General features: G+C 70.3%; 16 protein-coding genes. 7 read left to right on the top strand and 9 right to left on the bottom strand.

Annotated features, from left to right (window positions below; translation table 11 throughout):
- Nucleotides 1-43: 43 nt before the first annotated feature.
- A complete protein-coding gene (locus ACIBK4_RS26425) occupies nucleotides 44-682 on the top strand; it encodes a PadR family transcriptional regulator (protein WP_078652573.1) in 639 nt (212 codons plus the stop codon).
- A 105-nt stretch (nucleotides 683-787) separates the two neighbouring features.
- Here the strand turns inward: ACIBK4_RS26425 and ACIBK4_RS26420 are convergent, their stop codons facing one another.
- Nucleotides 788-1,216 (bottom strand): SRPBCC family protein, encoded by a 429-nt coding sequence (locus tag ACIBK4_RS26420; protein ID WP_398998157.1) that lies wholly within the window; start codon nucleotides 1,214-1,216, stop codon nucleotides 788-790.
- 112 nt (nucleotides 1,217-1,328) lie between these two features.
- Nucleotides 1,329-1,496, bottom strand: a complete 168-nt coding sequence (locus ACIBK4_RS26415) for a hypothetical protein (RefSeq protein WP_106971117.1) — start codon at nucleotides 1,494-1,496, stop codon at nucleotides 1,329-1,331.
- A gap of 219 nt (nucleotides 1,497-1,715) precedes the next feature.
- On the opposite strand from ACIBK4_RS26415, the gene ACIBK4_RS26410 reads away from it, so the two are divergent.
- Together ACIBK4_RS26410 and ACIBK4_RS26405 are read left to right on the top strand one after the other, a co-directional pair.
- Nucleotides 1,716-2,267, top strand: coding sequence for a Clp protease N-terminal domain-containing protein (locus ACIBK4_RS26410; protein WP_398998154.1), 552 nt, complete (start codon nucleotides 1,716-1,718; stop codon nucleotides 2,265-2,267).
- A gap of 146 nt (nucleotides 2,268-2,413) precedes the next feature.
- A complete protein-coding gene (locus ACIBK4_RS26405) occupies nucleotides 2,414-3,418 on the top strand; it encodes an EamA family transporter (RefSeq protein WP_398998152.1) in 1,005 nt (334 codons plus the stop codon).
- A 181-nt stretch (nucleotides 3,419-3,599) separates the two neighbouring features.
- Here the strand turns inward: ACIBK4_RS26405 and ACIBK4_RS26400 are convergent, their stop codons facing one another.
- The 4 genes from ACIBK4_RS26400 to ACIBK4_RS26385 all read right to left on the bottom strand — a co-directional run bounded on the left by ACIBK4_RS26400 (nucleotide 3,600) and on the right by ACIBK4_RS26385 (nucleotide 6,538).
- On the bottom strand, nucleotides 3,600-4,523 hold the full coding sequence (locus tag ACIBK4_RS26400; protein ID WP_398998150.1) for an RNA polymerase sigma-70 factor: 924 nt from the start codon (nucleotides 4,521-4,523) through the stop codon (nucleotides 3,600-3,602).
- A 69-nt stretch (nucleotides 4,524-4,592) separates the two neighbouring features.
- Nucleotides 4,593-5,069: a carboxymuconolactone decarboxylase family protein gene (locus tag ACIBK4_RS26395; protein ID WP_398998148.1), complete on the bottom strand. Its 477-nt coding sequence runs from the start codon at nucleotides 5,067-5,069 to the stop codon at nucleotides 4,593-4,595.
- A 147-nt stretch (nucleotides 5,070-5,216) separates the two neighbouring features.
- Nucleotides 5,217-5,852: an FMN-binding negative transcriptional regulator gene (locus tag ACIBK4_RS26390; protein ID WP_398998146.1), complete on the bottom strand. Its 636-nt coding sequence runs from the start codon at nucleotides 5,850-5,852 to the stop codon at nucleotides 5,217-5,219.
- Nucleotides 5,852-6,538 (bottom strand): pyridoxamine 5'-phosphate oxidase family protein, encoded by a 687-nt coding sequence (locus ACIBK4_RS26385; protein WP_398998144.1) that lies wholly within the window; start codon nucleotides 6,536-6,538, stop codon nucleotides 5,852-5,854. The genes ACIBK4_RS26390 and ACIBK4_RS26385 overlap by 1 nt, the downstream gene beginning before the upstream one ends.
- A gap of 58 nt (nucleotides 6,539-6,596) precedes the next feature.
- On the opposite strand from ACIBK4_RS26385, the gene ACIBK4_RS26380 reads away from it, so the two are divergent.
- Nucleotides 6,597-7,928, top strand: a complete 1,332-nt coding sequence (locus tag ACIBK4_RS26380) for an aminotransferase class I/II-fold pyridoxal phosphate-dependent enzyme (protein WP_398998142.1) — start codon at nucleotides 6,597-6,599, stop codon at nucleotides 7,926-7,928.
- 142 nt (nucleotides 7,929-8,070) lie between these two features.
- On the opposite strand, the gene ACIBK4_RS26375 is transcribed toward ACIBK4_RS26380, so the two are convergent.
- Nucleotides 8,071-9,039, bottom strand: coding sequence for a DMT family transporter (locus ACIBK4_RS26375; RefSeq protein WP_398998140.1), 969 nt, complete (start codon nucleotides 9,037-9,039; stop codon nucleotides 8,071-8,073).
- 74 nt (nucleotides 9,040-9,113) lie between these two features.
- Here ACIBK4_RS26375 and ACIBK4_RS26370 point away from each other — a divergent pair, with 74 nt between their 5' ends.
- Nucleotides 9,114-10,016, top strand: a complete 903-nt coding sequence (locus ACIBK4_RS26370; protein ID WP_398998138.1) for a LysR family transcriptional regulator — start codon at nucleotides 9,114-9,116, stop codon at nucleotides 10,014-10,016.
- 10 nt (nucleotides 10,017-10,026) lie between these two features.
- Here the strand turns inward: ACIBK4_RS26370 and ACIBK4_RS26365 are convergent, their stop codons facing one another.
- Nucleotides 10,027-10,503: a pyridoxamine 5'-phosphate oxidase family protein gene (locus ACIBK4_RS26365; RefSeq protein WP_398998136.1), complete on the bottom strand. Its 477-nt coding sequence runs from the start codon at nucleotides 10,501-10,503 to the stop codon at nucleotides 10,027-10,029.
- A gap of 148 nt (nucleotides 10,504-10,651) precedes the next feature.
- On the opposite strand from ACIBK4_RS26365, the gene ACIBK4_RS26360 reads away from it, so the two are divergent.
- On the top strand, nucleotides 10,652-11,302 hold the full coding sequence (locus ACIBK4_RS26360; protein ID WP_398998134.1) for a cysteine hydrolase: 651 nt from the start codon (nucleotides 10,652-10,654) through the stop codon (nucleotides 11,300-11,302).
- A gap of 45 nt (nucleotides 11,303-11,347) precedes the next feature.
- On the opposite strand, the gene ACIBK4_RS26355 is transcribed toward ACIBK4_RS26360, so the two are convergent.
- Entirely contained in the window at nucleotides 11,348-11,833 is a 486-nt protein-coding gene (locus tag ACIBK4_RS26355) for a Rieske (2Fe-2S) protein (protein WP_398998132.1), read from the bottom strand.
- Nucleotides 11,834-12,441: 608 nt separating this feature from the next.
- On the opposite strand from ACIBK4_RS26355, the gene ACIBK4_RS26350 reads away from it, so the two are divergent.
- Entirely contained in the window at nucleotides 12,442-14,004 is a 1,563-nt protein-coding gene (locus ACIBK4_RS26350; RefSeq protein WP_398998130.1) for an ABC transporter substrate-binding protein, read from the top strand.
- The last annotated feature ends 20 nt before the right edge of the window (nucleotides 14,005-14,024 follow it).

Raw genomic sequence — 14,024 nt, 5'->3', positions numbered from 1 at the left:
TTGACGCATCGCGACAGATCAACGATGGAATGGAGTGATTGCGATGCGTACCCACGGATACGAGCGTGGACATGGACAGGACGGCCCCTCCCGGCGCGGCCGGGGTGGCCCTGACGGGCGGCGTGGGGCCTTTGGTCCCTTCGGGCCCGGTGGACCTGGTGGGCCCGGTGGCCCCGGATTCGGACCGGGCTTCGGTCCCGGCCCCTGGGGCGGACGAGGGCGCGGCGGCCCGAGGGGCGGCAGGGCGCGGCGCGGCGACGTACGCGCGTCGATCCTGGCCCTCCTCAAGGACCGGCCGATGCACGGCTACGAGATGATCCAGGAGATCGCCGAGCGCAGCGGCGGCGCGTGGAAGCCGAGCCCCGGCTCGGTCTACCCGACCTTGCAGCTGCTGGAGGACGAGGGCCTGATCGCCAGTGAGTCGGAGGGCGGCAAGAAGCTCTTCGCCCTCACCGAGGCCGGCCGTACCGCGGCCGAAGAGGGGCCGGACGCACCCTGGGAAGAGGCTTCCCGCGGTGTCGACTGGGAGGCCCTCAGCGAGATCCGCCAGGCCGGCTTCGGTCTGATGGAGGCCTTCGGTCAGGTCTGGAAGACCGGCAGCAAGGAGCAGCGCGAGAAGGCGCTGACCGTCATCAACGACGCCCGCAAGAAGCTGTACCTGATTCTGGCCGACGAGGACTGATGTCCTCCGGGTCGGAAGAGGTGGCAGGCCAAGGCGCCTCACGGAACTTCCGTGGGGCGCCTTCCCTCTGTGCGTTCCCGTTCCTGCGGTGCCCCGGCGCGTTCCTCAGGCCACCAGCCCGGCCAGTTTGCGCAGTGACTCGTTCAGGGCAGCCGTCCCCGAGTCCTTCAGCTTGCCCGCCATCAACGACACCGCCGCACCCGTGAACTCACCGTCGATCCGGACCGTCGTGGCGTCGCCGTCGGGCGTGAGCGTGTAGCGCGTGGCGACGTTCACGGCCATCGGGCCCTTGCCGCGGATGGCGAACACCCGGGCCGGTTCGACCTCCTCGATGGTCCACTCGACCTCGGCAGGGAAGCCCATCAGCTTCATGTTCTCCTGGAAGGTCCCGCCCACCGCGAGGGTCTCCGGGCCGCCCTTGGGGAAGTTGGTGTGCGTCGCGTTCCACTCGCCGTACGCGGGCCAGTCCGTGAGCTGAGCCCACACCTTCTCGGCCGGAGCCTCGATGCGTGCCTCCGCGCTGATTTCGGCCATGCGACCACCTCTTCGTATCGGGCTACCGTGTCGCGGAACGTAGCCGCAGGGCGCGCAACATTCAATACTGATGAACCGTCAGGAATTGTGTACGGGGGCCGAGTTGCGCGCTTCAGCTCACCCGCCGTATGACGGCCGCGTCGAACAGGTCCCAGGCGCGCGGGTGGGCACTCTCGTCGTGGCAGTGCCACGCGTCCCAGAACAGGTCGGCGAGCAGCGCGTCCTCCGGGGCGTACACCCGGTACACGTACTGCCTGCCGTCGACCGCCGGCAATGCCACCAGCCAGCACCTGCTCTCCACGTTCGCGAAAGACGTACGCCGGGTGCAGCGCGGTTGCGCACGGGGCGCGCGGCGGTCGGGCGCGCGCCTCTCAGGGGCGCGGCGCGTGATCTCATCCGTAAGGAGGAGATTCCGTCGCCCCGGGTCCACTCTGTGTGGGACGCCGAAATGCAACCCTCCGGGGATGCCCTCAATGCGGGGGACTGATGGGGTAAGAGTGTGCAACCCCGTATCCCCAGGCAGTCGGCCCGCGAGCAAGGAATCCACCGCGCCGACACCGATGCCAGGCTCAGCGCAGAGCTGGCAGCGGTGGTCGCCGGTGCGCGCCGCCGGGCCCTGCGGGACGGGGACCGCCAGATCGACACGGCCCACCTGCTGCACAGCCTCCTGGAGTCCGACCCCGAGGCACGCGCCGTCTTCGGCGACGGCCCGCAGATCGCCCGCCTCCTCGGCTACCTCGTCCAACGCAGCATCGGCTACGGCCTCCGCTGGCAGGGCACGGTCGAGGACTCCGGCGCGATCCCCGTGATCCCCGCGGCGGAAGGCTGGTCGCCCCTCGCCGCCGACGCCCTGGAATACGCCTGCGAGCGCGCCGTCCTCCGCGGTGACGCCCTGGCCTGCGGCGTCGACCTCCTCGCCGCGATCGTCGCGGACCCCGAGTCCCGCGCCGTGGAAGTCCTCCACCGCGCCGGCATCGAGTCCCCCGAGGTGCTGGTCTGGATCGAGAGCCGCTTAGGGGAGTACGTCGTGGGCGGCGAGACGGGTTCTTGAGGCGGGCAGGGTTGTTGAGGCGGGCGGGGTGCCGGTCGGTCGGCTGAAGCCGGGCCTGCCGGGCCCGGCCCTCGGCGCCGCCTCTCCGTCCACGCCCTGAGACAGGCGTCAACGGGGGTGACGCTCCTGACATCCCCTGCCATCATGTGGCCGTGCATACGTCTGAGAGCAGTGCGGTCGGAGGAGGCAAGGGTGTCGGGCTGGGCCTGGCGCTCGGGTCCGCGTTGGCCTTCGGCGGGTCCGGGGTCGCGGCGAAACCGTTGATCGAGTCGGGGCTCGACCCGCTGCACGTGGTGTGGCTGCGGGTGGCCGGCGCGGCCCTCGTGATGCTGCCCCTCGCCGTACGGCACCGCGCGCTCGTCCGCAGCCGCCCCGCGCTGCTCCTCGGGTTCGGGCTGCTCGCCGTGGCCGGGGTCCAGGCCTGCTACTTCGCCGCGATCTCCCGCATACCCGTCGGCGTCGCCCTGCTCGTGGAGTACCTCGCACCCGCCCTCGTCCTCGGCTGGGTCCGGTTCGTGCAGCGGCGGCCGGTCACCCGTGCCGCCGCGCTCGGCGTGGTCCTCGCGGCCGGCGGACTCGCCTGTGTCGTCGAGGTGTGGTCGGGCCTGAGCTTCGACGCCGTGGGACTGCTGCTCGCGCTCGCCGCCGCCTGCTGCCAGGTCGGCTACTTCGTCCTGTCCGACCAGGGCAGCGACGCCGGCGACGAGGCCCCCGACCCGCTCGGCGTGATCGCCTACGGCCTGCTCGTCGGCGCCCTCGTCCTCACCGCCGTGGCCCGCCCCTGGACCATGGACTGGTCGATCCTCAAGGGCGACGCCCACATGAACGGCACCCCCGTCCCGGCCGCCCTCCTGCTCGCCTGGATCGTCCTGATCGCCACGGTCCTCGCCTACGTCACCGGAGTCGTGTCCGTGCGCCGACTCTCCCCGCAGGTCGCGGGCGTCGTCGCCTGCCTCGAAGCGGTCATCGCGACCGTCCTGGCCTGGGTGCTGCTCGGCGAACACCTCTCCGCACCGCAGATCGTCGGGGGAGCGGTGGTCCTGCTGGGCGCCTTCATCGCGCAGTCCTCGGCGCCCACGAAGGGCTCCGGGGAACCGGTGGCGAGCGGCGGCCCGGACCGCGAGCCCGCCACGCGGGAGACGACGGCCTGAGCGCCGTACGGCAGCTCGTCCCGCCGTCCCGCCACCCGCTCGCCGCGCCCACCCCCTCCGCAGGCTGGGGTTATTTCTAACCGGTCACCGAGGTGGACAGTGGTTAGTTTTACCCCCAGCTTTCAGCTCCCCCCACACCAGGCCACCCGCAGACCCGCCGCCCTCCGCCACCGGCCCGCCGTCAGCTCGGCCGGCGACGGGCATGTCGCAGCTCGCGGTCGACGGCCCACGCGTCGGCGACCGGGCCGATGTGGCCGAGCTTGTCGGGGTTGATCACCGCGCGGATGGTCTGGATCCGGCCGTCGAGGACGTCGAGGGCCAGCGTGTGGAGGACCTTTCCGTCGCGGTCGCGGAAGAGCGCGCCGGGCTGCCCGTTGACCTCGTGCGGTTCGTACGACACGTCGATGCGGATCAGCCACGGGAAGACCGTGCCCAGCACCCGGGCCACGTTCTCCGCCCCGGCGACGGCCTTGGCCAGCTGCGGGGCCTTCCCGCCGCCGTCACCGACGAACTGCACGTCGGCGGCGAGCAGTTCACGCAGTCCGCCCACGTCGCCGTCCTTCAGCGCGTCGAAGAACCGGGTCGCCAGCTCCTCCCGCTCCTGCCGGTCCGCGGCGAACCGGGGACGCCGGTCCGCCATGTGCCGCCGTGCCCGTACCAGCAACTGCCGGCACGCCGACTCCGAACGCCCCACGGTCGTGGCGATCTCGTCGAAGCCGAAGGCGAACACCTCCCGCAGCACGAACACCGCCCGCTCCAGCGGGCTGAGCTGCTCCAGCAGCAGAAGGGCCGCCATCGACACCGAGTCGGCCAGCTCCACCGACCGCGCCGGATCCTGGTAGGGGTCGCTCAGCAGCGGTTCGGGGAACCAGGGACCGACGTACTCCTCCCGCCGTACCCGGGCGGAACGCAGCACATCGATCGCGATCCGCGTCACCGTGGCCGACAGGAAGGACTTGGTCGACGTGGGCCGCGTCGCCGTGCCGTCGAACCGCAGCCAGGTCTCCTGCACCGCGTCCTCGGCCTCGCCCACACTGCCCAGAATCCGATAGGCGATCGAGAACAGCAGGGGTCGCAGTTCCTCGAACTCCTCGACCTTGCTCACGCCGAATCCCCTTCGTTGCACCGGAGTTGTGTCCCGAGCCGACTGTCCTTGCCAGTATCCGGGTGTGGTTCAGCCGAAGATCCCGGGCTCGTAGTCGCCGGCGCACGGCTGCCGGGTGATGATGTTCAGCCGGTTCACCGAGTTCATGAAGGAGACCAGGATGACCAGGGCGGTGAGCTGCTCGTCGTCGTAGTGCTTGGCCGCGCGCGCCCATACGTCGTCGCTCACCCCGCCGGCTCCGTCGGCGACCCGGGTGCCCTCCTCCGCCAGCTCCAGCGCGGCCCGCTCGGCCTCGGTGAAGACGGTGGCCTCGCGCCACGCCGCGACCAGGTTGAGCCGCACCGAGGTCTCGCCCGCGGCGACGGCCTCCTTGGTGTGCATGTCGATGCAGATGGCGCAGCCGTTGATCTGGCTCACCCGCAGCGCCGCCAACTCCTGCGTCAAGGTGGGCAGCAGCGACCCCTTGAGCGTCCTGCCCACCGCCATGAACTGCTTGGCGGCCTTGCCGGCGATCGGGCTGGCGAGGTAGTTCAGTCGTGCGTCCATGGTGCCCTCCGTGGGCTGTGTTCGTCAGTGGCTACACCCCCGAGACGAGACAGCCCGGTTCCCTGTGACACGAGCGAATGTGACCTGCGTCTCCCCACCGCCGCCCGACGAACAAGCCCTCTCGGGATCGGAAGGGAGCCGCGCTCCTCAGCCCGCGCGCCGCCGCCGCAGCAAATGCTCCCGAGCCACCGCGTCGCGAGGACCACCTCGCTCCGCGAGCCCCGCCACGATGCGGTCCTGGACCTCGGTCGCGCGATGGTTCGCGTACTTGAACTTCGCCCGTACGCCGGTCACTTCGAGCCGCACGACCCGGATCCCCGACAACATCCTTCCGTACGGCGCCTCGCCCGCCGTGACCGTCGAGGAGCCGCCCTCGGGCTGGAAGTGGCCGACCTGGCGGTTGAGCAGGGTCGCTGTCTCGGCGGGGTCGTCCACCAGGTGGGCGGTGCACCGGAGTTGGACCGCGGTGTAGAAGCTGGTCGGTACGCCGTCCTCGGGCCGCTCGTCCGGGCCCGCCTGCCAGGGGCCCGGGACGTAGACGTAGTCGTCGGTGACGCTCAGGACCACCTGCGGGTCCGCCCGCAGCGCGGGCAACAGGGGGTTGGGGCGGGCGAGATGGATGATCGCCTCGCCGCGCTCGGGGTCGTAGGCGAAGTGGAGGGGCTGGACGAACGGGGGTTCGCCGGAAGGGCCGTTGACGGCGAGCTGGCCGAAGTCGTGGGTGGTCAGCCAGTGTTGCCACTCGGCGTCGTCGTGGGGTGCGTCCCAGGGGTGGATGAGCATCAGAACTCCGCGAGGTAGTCGGGGAGTTCGATGCCGGGGGCCAGGTCGTCGTTCGGGAGCGGGGCGCCGTAGGAGGGCTGGAGGGGGACCACTCCGGCCCAGTGGGGGAGGTCCAGGTCCTCGGGGTCGTCGTTCGCGCCGCCGGTGCGGAGCTTGGCGGAGACCTCGTCGAGGTCGAGGCGGATCACCATCGTGGCGGCGAGTTCCTTCTTGTTCGCGGGCCGCGAGTCCGCCGACCGGCCCGGCACGACGTGGTCGACCAGCGCGTCCAGCGCCGTGCGCTTCTCCTCGGGGTCCGTCACCTGGTGGGCGATGCCGTGCACCACCACGGAGCGGTAGTTGATCGAGTGGTGGAACGCGGACCGGGCCAGCACCAGCCCGTCGACATGCGTCACCGTCAGGCACACCGGCAGCCCCGGATCGGCCTGCCCCGTCATCCGCAGCGGACGCGCGCCTGTCGAACCATGCACGTACAGCCGCTCGCCGACCCGCCCGTAGAGCGTCGGCAGCACGACCGGCGCGCCGTCGCGCACGAAGCCGAGGTGGCAGACGTAGGCCTGGTCGAGTATCGCGTGCACCAACTCCTTGTCGTACGACGCCCGTTCCGCGGAGCGGGTGGGGACGGTCCGGTCGGTCGGCGTGTAGGCGGTGGGCGGTGACGTCGGCTGCGAGGTGGTCCCCTGCATGGTGCTCTCCATTGCTTTGCGGTTGCCGTTTGTATTGCACTAGTGCATAATCTGCTTTGTGCTAGGAGGATATCGGATCGAAGGGCGACGCGCAGCGGACATTGCGGCGGACGTCGAGCGTGCGGTGGGTTCCGGAGAGCTGGAGCCCGGTCAACTGCTGCCGCCCATGCGGGAGTTGGCGGTCGAGCTGGGGGTGAACCCGAATACGGTCGCGGCCGCGTACCGCACGCTGCGGGAACGCGGGGTCATCGAGACCGCCGGGCGCCGGGGCAGCCGGGTGCGCCCCAAGCCGGCCACGACCGGACGCGAGCACATCCGGGTGGACGTACCGGCGGGGGTGCGTGACGTCTCCCACGGCAACCCGGACCCGGCACAACTGCCGTCCCTGGTCAAGGTGTTCACCTACGCCGCCGAACAGTCCGACCGCGAACCGGTCATGTACGGCGACGACCCGGTCGAACCGGAACTGGCCCGCATCGCCCGCGCAGAGCTGGACGCGGACGGGGTGCCGCCCGGCCCCGTGGCCGTCACCTCCGGCTCCCTGGACGCCATCGAACGCGTCCTGACCGCCCACCTGAAGCCCGGGGACACCGTCGCGGTGGAGGACCCGGGATGGGGCAGCCTGCTCGACCTCGTACCGGCGCTGGGACTGCGCGTGACGCCCGTCCGCGTCGACGACGAGGGACCGCACCCCGACGACGTACGCGCCGCGCTGGAGTCCGGCGCGCGCGCCCTGATCGTCACCGACCGGGCGCAGAATCCCACCGGAGCCGTCGTGAGCGCCACGCGCGCGCGTGCCCTGCGGTCCGTGCTCCGCAGCCACCCGGAGACGTTGCTGATCGAGGACGACCACGGCCACGGCATCGTCGACCAGCCCCTGCACCCCCTGGCCGGCACGACCCGCACCTGGGCCTTCGTCCGCTCGGTCGCCAAGGCCTACGGCCCCGACCTGCGCCTCGCCGTCCTCACCGGCGACACCGTCACCCTCGACCGTGTCCGGGGTCGCCAACGCCTGGGCCCGGGCTGGGCCAGCCGCATCACCCAGCGAGCCGTGGCCCGTCTGTGGACCGACGGCGCGGTGGACACACCGGCGGTGGCCTCCACGTACGCCGCCCGCCGCGACGCGCTGATCACCGCGCTCGCCGAACACGGCGTCCCGGCCCACGGCACCAGCGGCCTCAACGTATGGATCCCGGTACCGGACGAAACCGGCGCGGTCTCCCGCCTCCTCCACGCAGGCTGGGCCGTGGCTCCTGGCGCCCGCTTCCGGTTGAGCGCGCCACCGGGTATTCGCGTCACTGTCTCGACGCTGGCGACTGAGGAGGCTGGGCTGTTGGCGGAGGCGATTGCTTCCGCGTGTGGTCCGGCGCCGGTTCGGGGTTATGCCTGAGGGGGGTTGAGGGTGGAGTGGGTGCGGGGTGCGTGTGCGGCGGTTGGGCTGCTGGCCGAGTCGCGTACAGCCCCTCGCTCGCCCCGCGCCAGCTCCCGCGTTCCCCTCACCCGCCTCACCCCCCTCACCCGCCGAGCGACGCCTACCGCTTCCCCCGCCCCAGCCCCCGCACCTGTGTAAGCCCCGCCCCCGCCAACACGATCACCGCCCCCACTGGAGTCGACCACGTCAACGACTCGCCCAGGATCGCGACGCCCGCTGCCGTGGCGATGACGGGGATGAAGTACGTGACCATCTGGGCGGTGGTGGGCCCGACTTCGGCGACCAGGCCGTACTGGAGGAGGACGGCGAGGCCCGTGCCCAGAGCGCCCAGCGCGGCGATCGACAGCAGGGGGAGGACCGGGAAGTGGGTCGGCATCGACGTGAACAGCGGGGTGATGACGGCCAGTTGGAGTGTCGCCAGGAGCAACTGGGCGCCCGTCAGCGAGAGATGCGAGGCGCCGGTGCCCGCCAGTGTGCGGCGGACGTAGATCCAGCCGATCGCGTAACTGAGCGAGGCCAGCAGGGCCATCGCCGTGCCTCTCGCGTCCAGGCCGCTGAAGCCCTGCCACGCGCCGAGGACCGTGAGGACGCCCAGGAAACCGAGGCCCAGGCCGGCCACGCGGACGCGGGTCGGGCGGTCCTCGGAGAGGGCGACCAGGGAGAGGACCATGCCCCACAACGGCGAGGTCGCGTTGCAGATGCCCGCGAGCGTGGACGGGATCGTCAGCTCCGCGTAGGCGAAGAGCGAGAACGGCAGGGCGTTCAGAAGGAACGCGGCGACCGTCAAATGGGCCCACGTGCGCGTACCCCTCGGCAGCCGCTCCCGCTTCACCGCCATCGCCGCCGCGAGCACCACCGTCCCGAACAGCAGCCGCCCGAACGTGACTTGGAAGGGCGCGTAGCCGTGTGTGCCCACCTTGATGAGCAGGAAGCTGAAGCCCCAGATGGCGGACAATGCCCCGAAGCGGAGGCGCCAGTCGACGGCACGGCGGGGGAGGGGCGCGGTGGTGTCCCCAGCCTGCTTCAGGGCTGCGTCGGCGGTGGTCGCGGCGGTGCTGACTGTGCTCATGGACACCAAGATCCCGGCCCCGACCTCGTAGCACAAGCGAGATTCCGCGCCCGGTATCTCGTAGGATCGCTTACATGTTGAATCTGGAGCGCCTCCGCACCCTGGACGCCCTCGCCCGGCACGGCTCGGTCAGCGGCGCGGCCGAGGCGCTGCATGTGACGACCTCGGCCGTGTCGCAGCAAATGGCCAAGCTGGAGCGGGAGGTGGGGCAGCAGCTCCTCGCCAAGAACGGTCGGGGGGTGCGGCTCACCGACGCCGGACGACTGCTCGCGGAGCACGCGGGGCGCATCCTCTCCCAGGTGGAGCTGGCCCAGGCCGACCTGGAAGCCCAACGCGGGCAAGTCGTCGGCGAGTTGAGGCTCTCCGCGTTCCCGACCGCCGCCCGCGGTCTGTTCCCCACCGCGCTCGCCGCCCTGCGCGCCCAGCACCCGGCACTGCGCGTCCGCTCCACCGAGCAGGAACCGGAGCACGGCATCGCCGGCGTCGTTCGCGGCGATCTCGACCTCGCCGTCGTCCTGGACTGGTACAACAAGCCGATGCCGCTCCCGGACGGCCTGGTGAAGGCGCCGATCCTGGACGACCCCGCCGACGTGGCGATGCCGGCCGGCCACCCGCTCGCCGGGCGCGACGAGGTGGACCTCGGGGAGTTCGCCGACGACGAGTGGATCACCTGGGCCGAGGGCGAGTTCTGCCACGAGTGGCTGATGTTCACCCTGCGCTCCCGGGGCATCGAACCGATCGTCGGCCACCGCGCCGCCGAGACCCACACCCAACTGGGCCTGGTCGCCGCCGGGTTGGGTGTGTGCGTCGTTCCCCTGCTGGGCCGCCACCCGATGCCCGCCGGAGTCGTCACCGTCCCGCTCAAGCAGCGCGTCCGCCGACACGTCTACGTCGTCTGGCGTGCCGACGCCGACCGCCGCCCGTCCATCCGCGCGGCGGTCGAGGCGCTACAGGCGGCGGCCGAGACCGTCGGCTGAGAGGCGCAGGTCAACTGCCTTGCCGTGCCGCCAGCTTGCGGAAGTCCCAGGACGCGAGCGTGTCCGGGGTCAGTCGTATCCACGCGTGCCGTCCGTCGTACGGCATCGCGTCCAGGCCGAAGTTCTTCTGCGCGAACAGCTTCTCCACGGCGACGAGTTCGGGATGCGGCTCGCCCTTGCGCGGAGCCTCGCCCACGAACTCCACCGTCCCGGACAGCTCGACGCCCCGCAACTCGTCGTAGGCGTGCCCGCCGTCGACCACCACCGCGACGCGCGGGTCGCGGCGCAGGTCCGCCCAGCGCTTGCTGCGGGTGATCGAGTACAGCCACAACGAGGTGCCGTCCCACACGAACCAGAGCGGGCTGACGTGCGGCGCTCCGTCCGCCGAGGCGGTCGCGACGCGGCAGGTGCGCTCGGCGGCGAGGAACTCGTCCAGTTCCCCGGGTGTCATCATGATCTTCCGGCCTCGACGCTGAGTGGCGGTCATGCGATCCCCTTCGGTTGCGAAACGCGCGGCGGGCAGCCGCTTCTGACGGTGCGTCAGAATGTGGGCCGAAGGAGCGTCGGCCGTCTTCCCTCCGCACGCGATGCTCGTTACTGTCGCCCGCCCCGGCCGTCGACGACAAGGGAGAGCCATGCCGTCGCACGAACAACTCAGTGAGATCCTCGACACGGTGAGCACTGTCCTGCTGACCGTCGAATGTCAACAGGGCGTGGTCGGCCCGGACAGCGCACTGCCCGAACTCGCCCTCGCGGCACGCCAGTCGGGCGCGCTGACGAATGTGGCCCGGCTGGTCGCCGCCGCGCACGAGAGCGGGGTCCAGGTGATCCACGCGATCGCCGAACGCCGGCCGGACGGCAGGGGCGCGAACCACAACGCCCGGCTGTTCCGCGCCGCCGAACGCCTGCCCGTCCAACAGCTCTCGGGCACCGCGGCGGTGCGCGTGGCGCCCCCGATCGAGGTCGCCGAGGAGGACTTCGTCGTACGACGACTGCACGGTCTGTCGCCGATCCAGGGCACCGACGTCGACGCGCTGCTGCGCAATCTCGGCTGCCGCACACTGATCGTCACCGGCGTCTCGGCCAACGTGGCCATACCCAACGCGGTGTTCGACGCCGTCAACCGCGGCTACACCGTCGTCGTCCCCAGGGACGCCATCGCGGGGGTGCCCTCGGAGTACACCCCCGCGATGATCCGCAACACCCTCGCATTGGTCGCTACGGTCGCGACCACGGACGAGGTGCTGGGCTGTCTCAAACGGCCGCGCAGAGCGGGCCGCGGCTGACCGTCACATCAGCGGGTGGCCGTCGCATCGGCGGCCGGCCGGCCGTCACGCCAGCGTGATCGAGTCCCCGGAGACGGTGATCTGCTCGGCGGGCAGGCCCTGGGTGGCCGGGCCCTTCTTGACGCTGCCGTCGGTGACGGAGAACTCGCTGCCGTGGCACGGGCAGACGATGGCCCCGCTGCTGATGCTGCTCACCGCACAGCCCTGGTGGGTGCACTTCGACGAGAACGCCTTGTAGGTGCCCGCCGTCGGCTGGGTGACGACCACGCCCTGGCTGGCGAAGATCTTGCCGCCGCCCTCGGGGATGTCGGAGGTCTTCGCCAGTTCGGTGCCACCGGCGTCACCCTGGGCGGTCGAGGCGCCGGCCGTGCTGGTGGAGTTCGAGGTGTCCGAGGAGCCCGAGGTGCCCGACGACGAGTCGTCGCTGGACGAGCACGCGGTCAGCGCGACGGCGAGTCCCGCCGCGCCGACCGCCGCCAACGCGGTGCGACGGGACGGCGTCGTGACGGGTTCGAACGATTCGCTGGTCATGCTGACGTTCCTTCCATGGGAAGCATGTGTGGGTCTGCAAAGGGGTACGAGGTGCGGGCGACCGTCGTTCAGACGGTGTCGAGAGCTTGGCCTGATCGAGATCAGGCAGACGTAAAACGTCCCTGTCGGTCAGCTGTCGGTCGCGCATAAAGCCTGAACAGACACCGGCGGCCTGGGGCGATACTCATGGGAGCCGTCACGCCCCGGCCCGCCGGATCACCCGGACGGGGCGCGCCGGGCCCGCTCCACCGTCGCCGCGAAGGTCTCGTTTACGCAGCGGTCCGCTCAGCGGACTCATGACGTTCGGGGTCCGGACCGTTGGACCCAATAATGAGCGCACTCGATTCCAGGGGTGCCGCACAGAGGCGGCTTCATCCCGAAATACCGCCGAAATATCACCGCGAGAGCACCGACCGTATCCGTCGGGCCCACGCGATGCTCGGGCCGATCTCCACAAGAGCCGGCCGAGCCGAACTTGAAGACTCTCCCGCAGTCCCCTGACATCGCGCGGACTTACACCACCGAGAAACCGCCATGACGGCGGCCTCCCCCCTCACCTCCGGTGAATCCCGCGTACCCCTTTATCGCCTCGACGCCGGAGGTCTCAGATGACACGCACGCGCCTTCCTCTCACCTTCACGGCCGGTGCCGCCGCGCTGGCGTTCCTGACCACCGCATGCGGTGGCGGAAACAGCGCTTCGTCCGGCACCGCGAAGACCCAGGACCCGAATGTCCTGACCGTCGCCTCGGCCATCGCGCCCAACAGCCTGAATCCCGGTCTGGGCGGTTCCTCCGACCCGCAGCAGTACTTCTTCGAGCTGGCCTACGACACGCTGATCCGCCAGGCGCCGAACGGGACATACACGCCGGCCCTCGCGACCAAGTGGGGCTTCGTCGGTTCCGGCAGCAAGACCTTCGACATCACGCTGCGGTCCGGCGTGAAATTCAACGACGGCTCCGCGCTCACCGCCGCGGGCGTGAAGGATTCACTGCGGTACTACGCCAAGGCCGGCGGCCCACTCGCGGCGGACCTGGCCCCCGTGGGGGCGATCGACGTCGTATCCGATCTCCAGCTCCGCATTCACCTGAAGACGTCCGATCCGCTGCTGCCGCTCTATCTCTCCAGACCGACGACCGGAGAGATCATCAGCCCCATCGGCCTCAAGAAGACGGGCGAACTCGGCACCACCACGCACGGCGCCGGGCCCTACGTCATCGACAAGGCGCAGACCGTCTCCGGGCAGACCTACACCTACGTCCCCAACCCCACGTACTACGACAAGTCGCGCGTGCACTGGAAAAAAGTCGTCGTCAAGGTCATCAAGGACGAGAACAGCACGCTCAGCGCCCTGCGTTCCGGCGAGGTCGACTACGCGCTCGGCGACTCCACGACCGCGAAATCCGCGAAGTCCGCCGGATTCCAGGTGATGTCGAGCCCCTACTCGATCATGGAGCTGATGATCCAGGACCGCGCGGGCACCATGGTCAAGGCGCTCGGCGACCTTCGGGTACGGCAGGCCATGATGTACGGAATCAACCGGGACTCGATCGCCAAGGCCCTTTACGGAACGTACGCGAAGGGCTGGGACTATCCCGTTCTCGCGGGCACGAGCGGCTATACGCAGGGCAGTGAAGGGAAATACGCCTACGACGTCGCCAAGGCCAAGAAGCTGCTGGCGGAAGCCGGTTACCCCAACGGCTTCACCCTGCCCATCACCGTGAATCTCACCGGGGTTGGAGAGTCCCAGGCGGCGGAGGCCTTCGCCGCGGAAATGGCGAACATCGGGGTCAACGTGAAGATCAATGTCCCGGCGAACGTGAACGAACTCTTCTCCACCTACTCGAAGTACGCGGGCATGATGTTCGACTACGGCGACGGAATCTCCCCGCCGTACGCCCAGGGAAACGACCTGCTGTACAGCTGGGGAAACCCGCTCAAGGTCAGCGACAAACAACTCGACACGCTCTACAGCCAGGCGGCCTCCGCAGCGACCGCCGAACTCCAGGAACAGGGCTGGCAGAAGTTCGAACAGCGCCTGTCCGGCCTTTCCTGGACCATCCCGATGGTCTCCATGGAAAAGATCGTCTACGTACGTCCCGGCCTGAAGGGCGTCGACCTCTCGACCACCAATCTCACGCCCGACCTGACGTCGTTGTACGCCGCCAAGTGACCCTACGGAGAAAGGCTCCA

It is taken from the genome of Streptomyces sp. NPDC050528 (genome assembly GCF_044457795.1).
In the GTDB taxonomy this organism is placed as follows: Bacteria; Actinomycetota; Actinomycetes; order Streptomycetales; family Streptomycetaceae; genus Streptomyces.
Note: the sequence above shows the minus strand (reverse complement) of the source record. Positions and strands in the feature narration are given on the sequence as shown.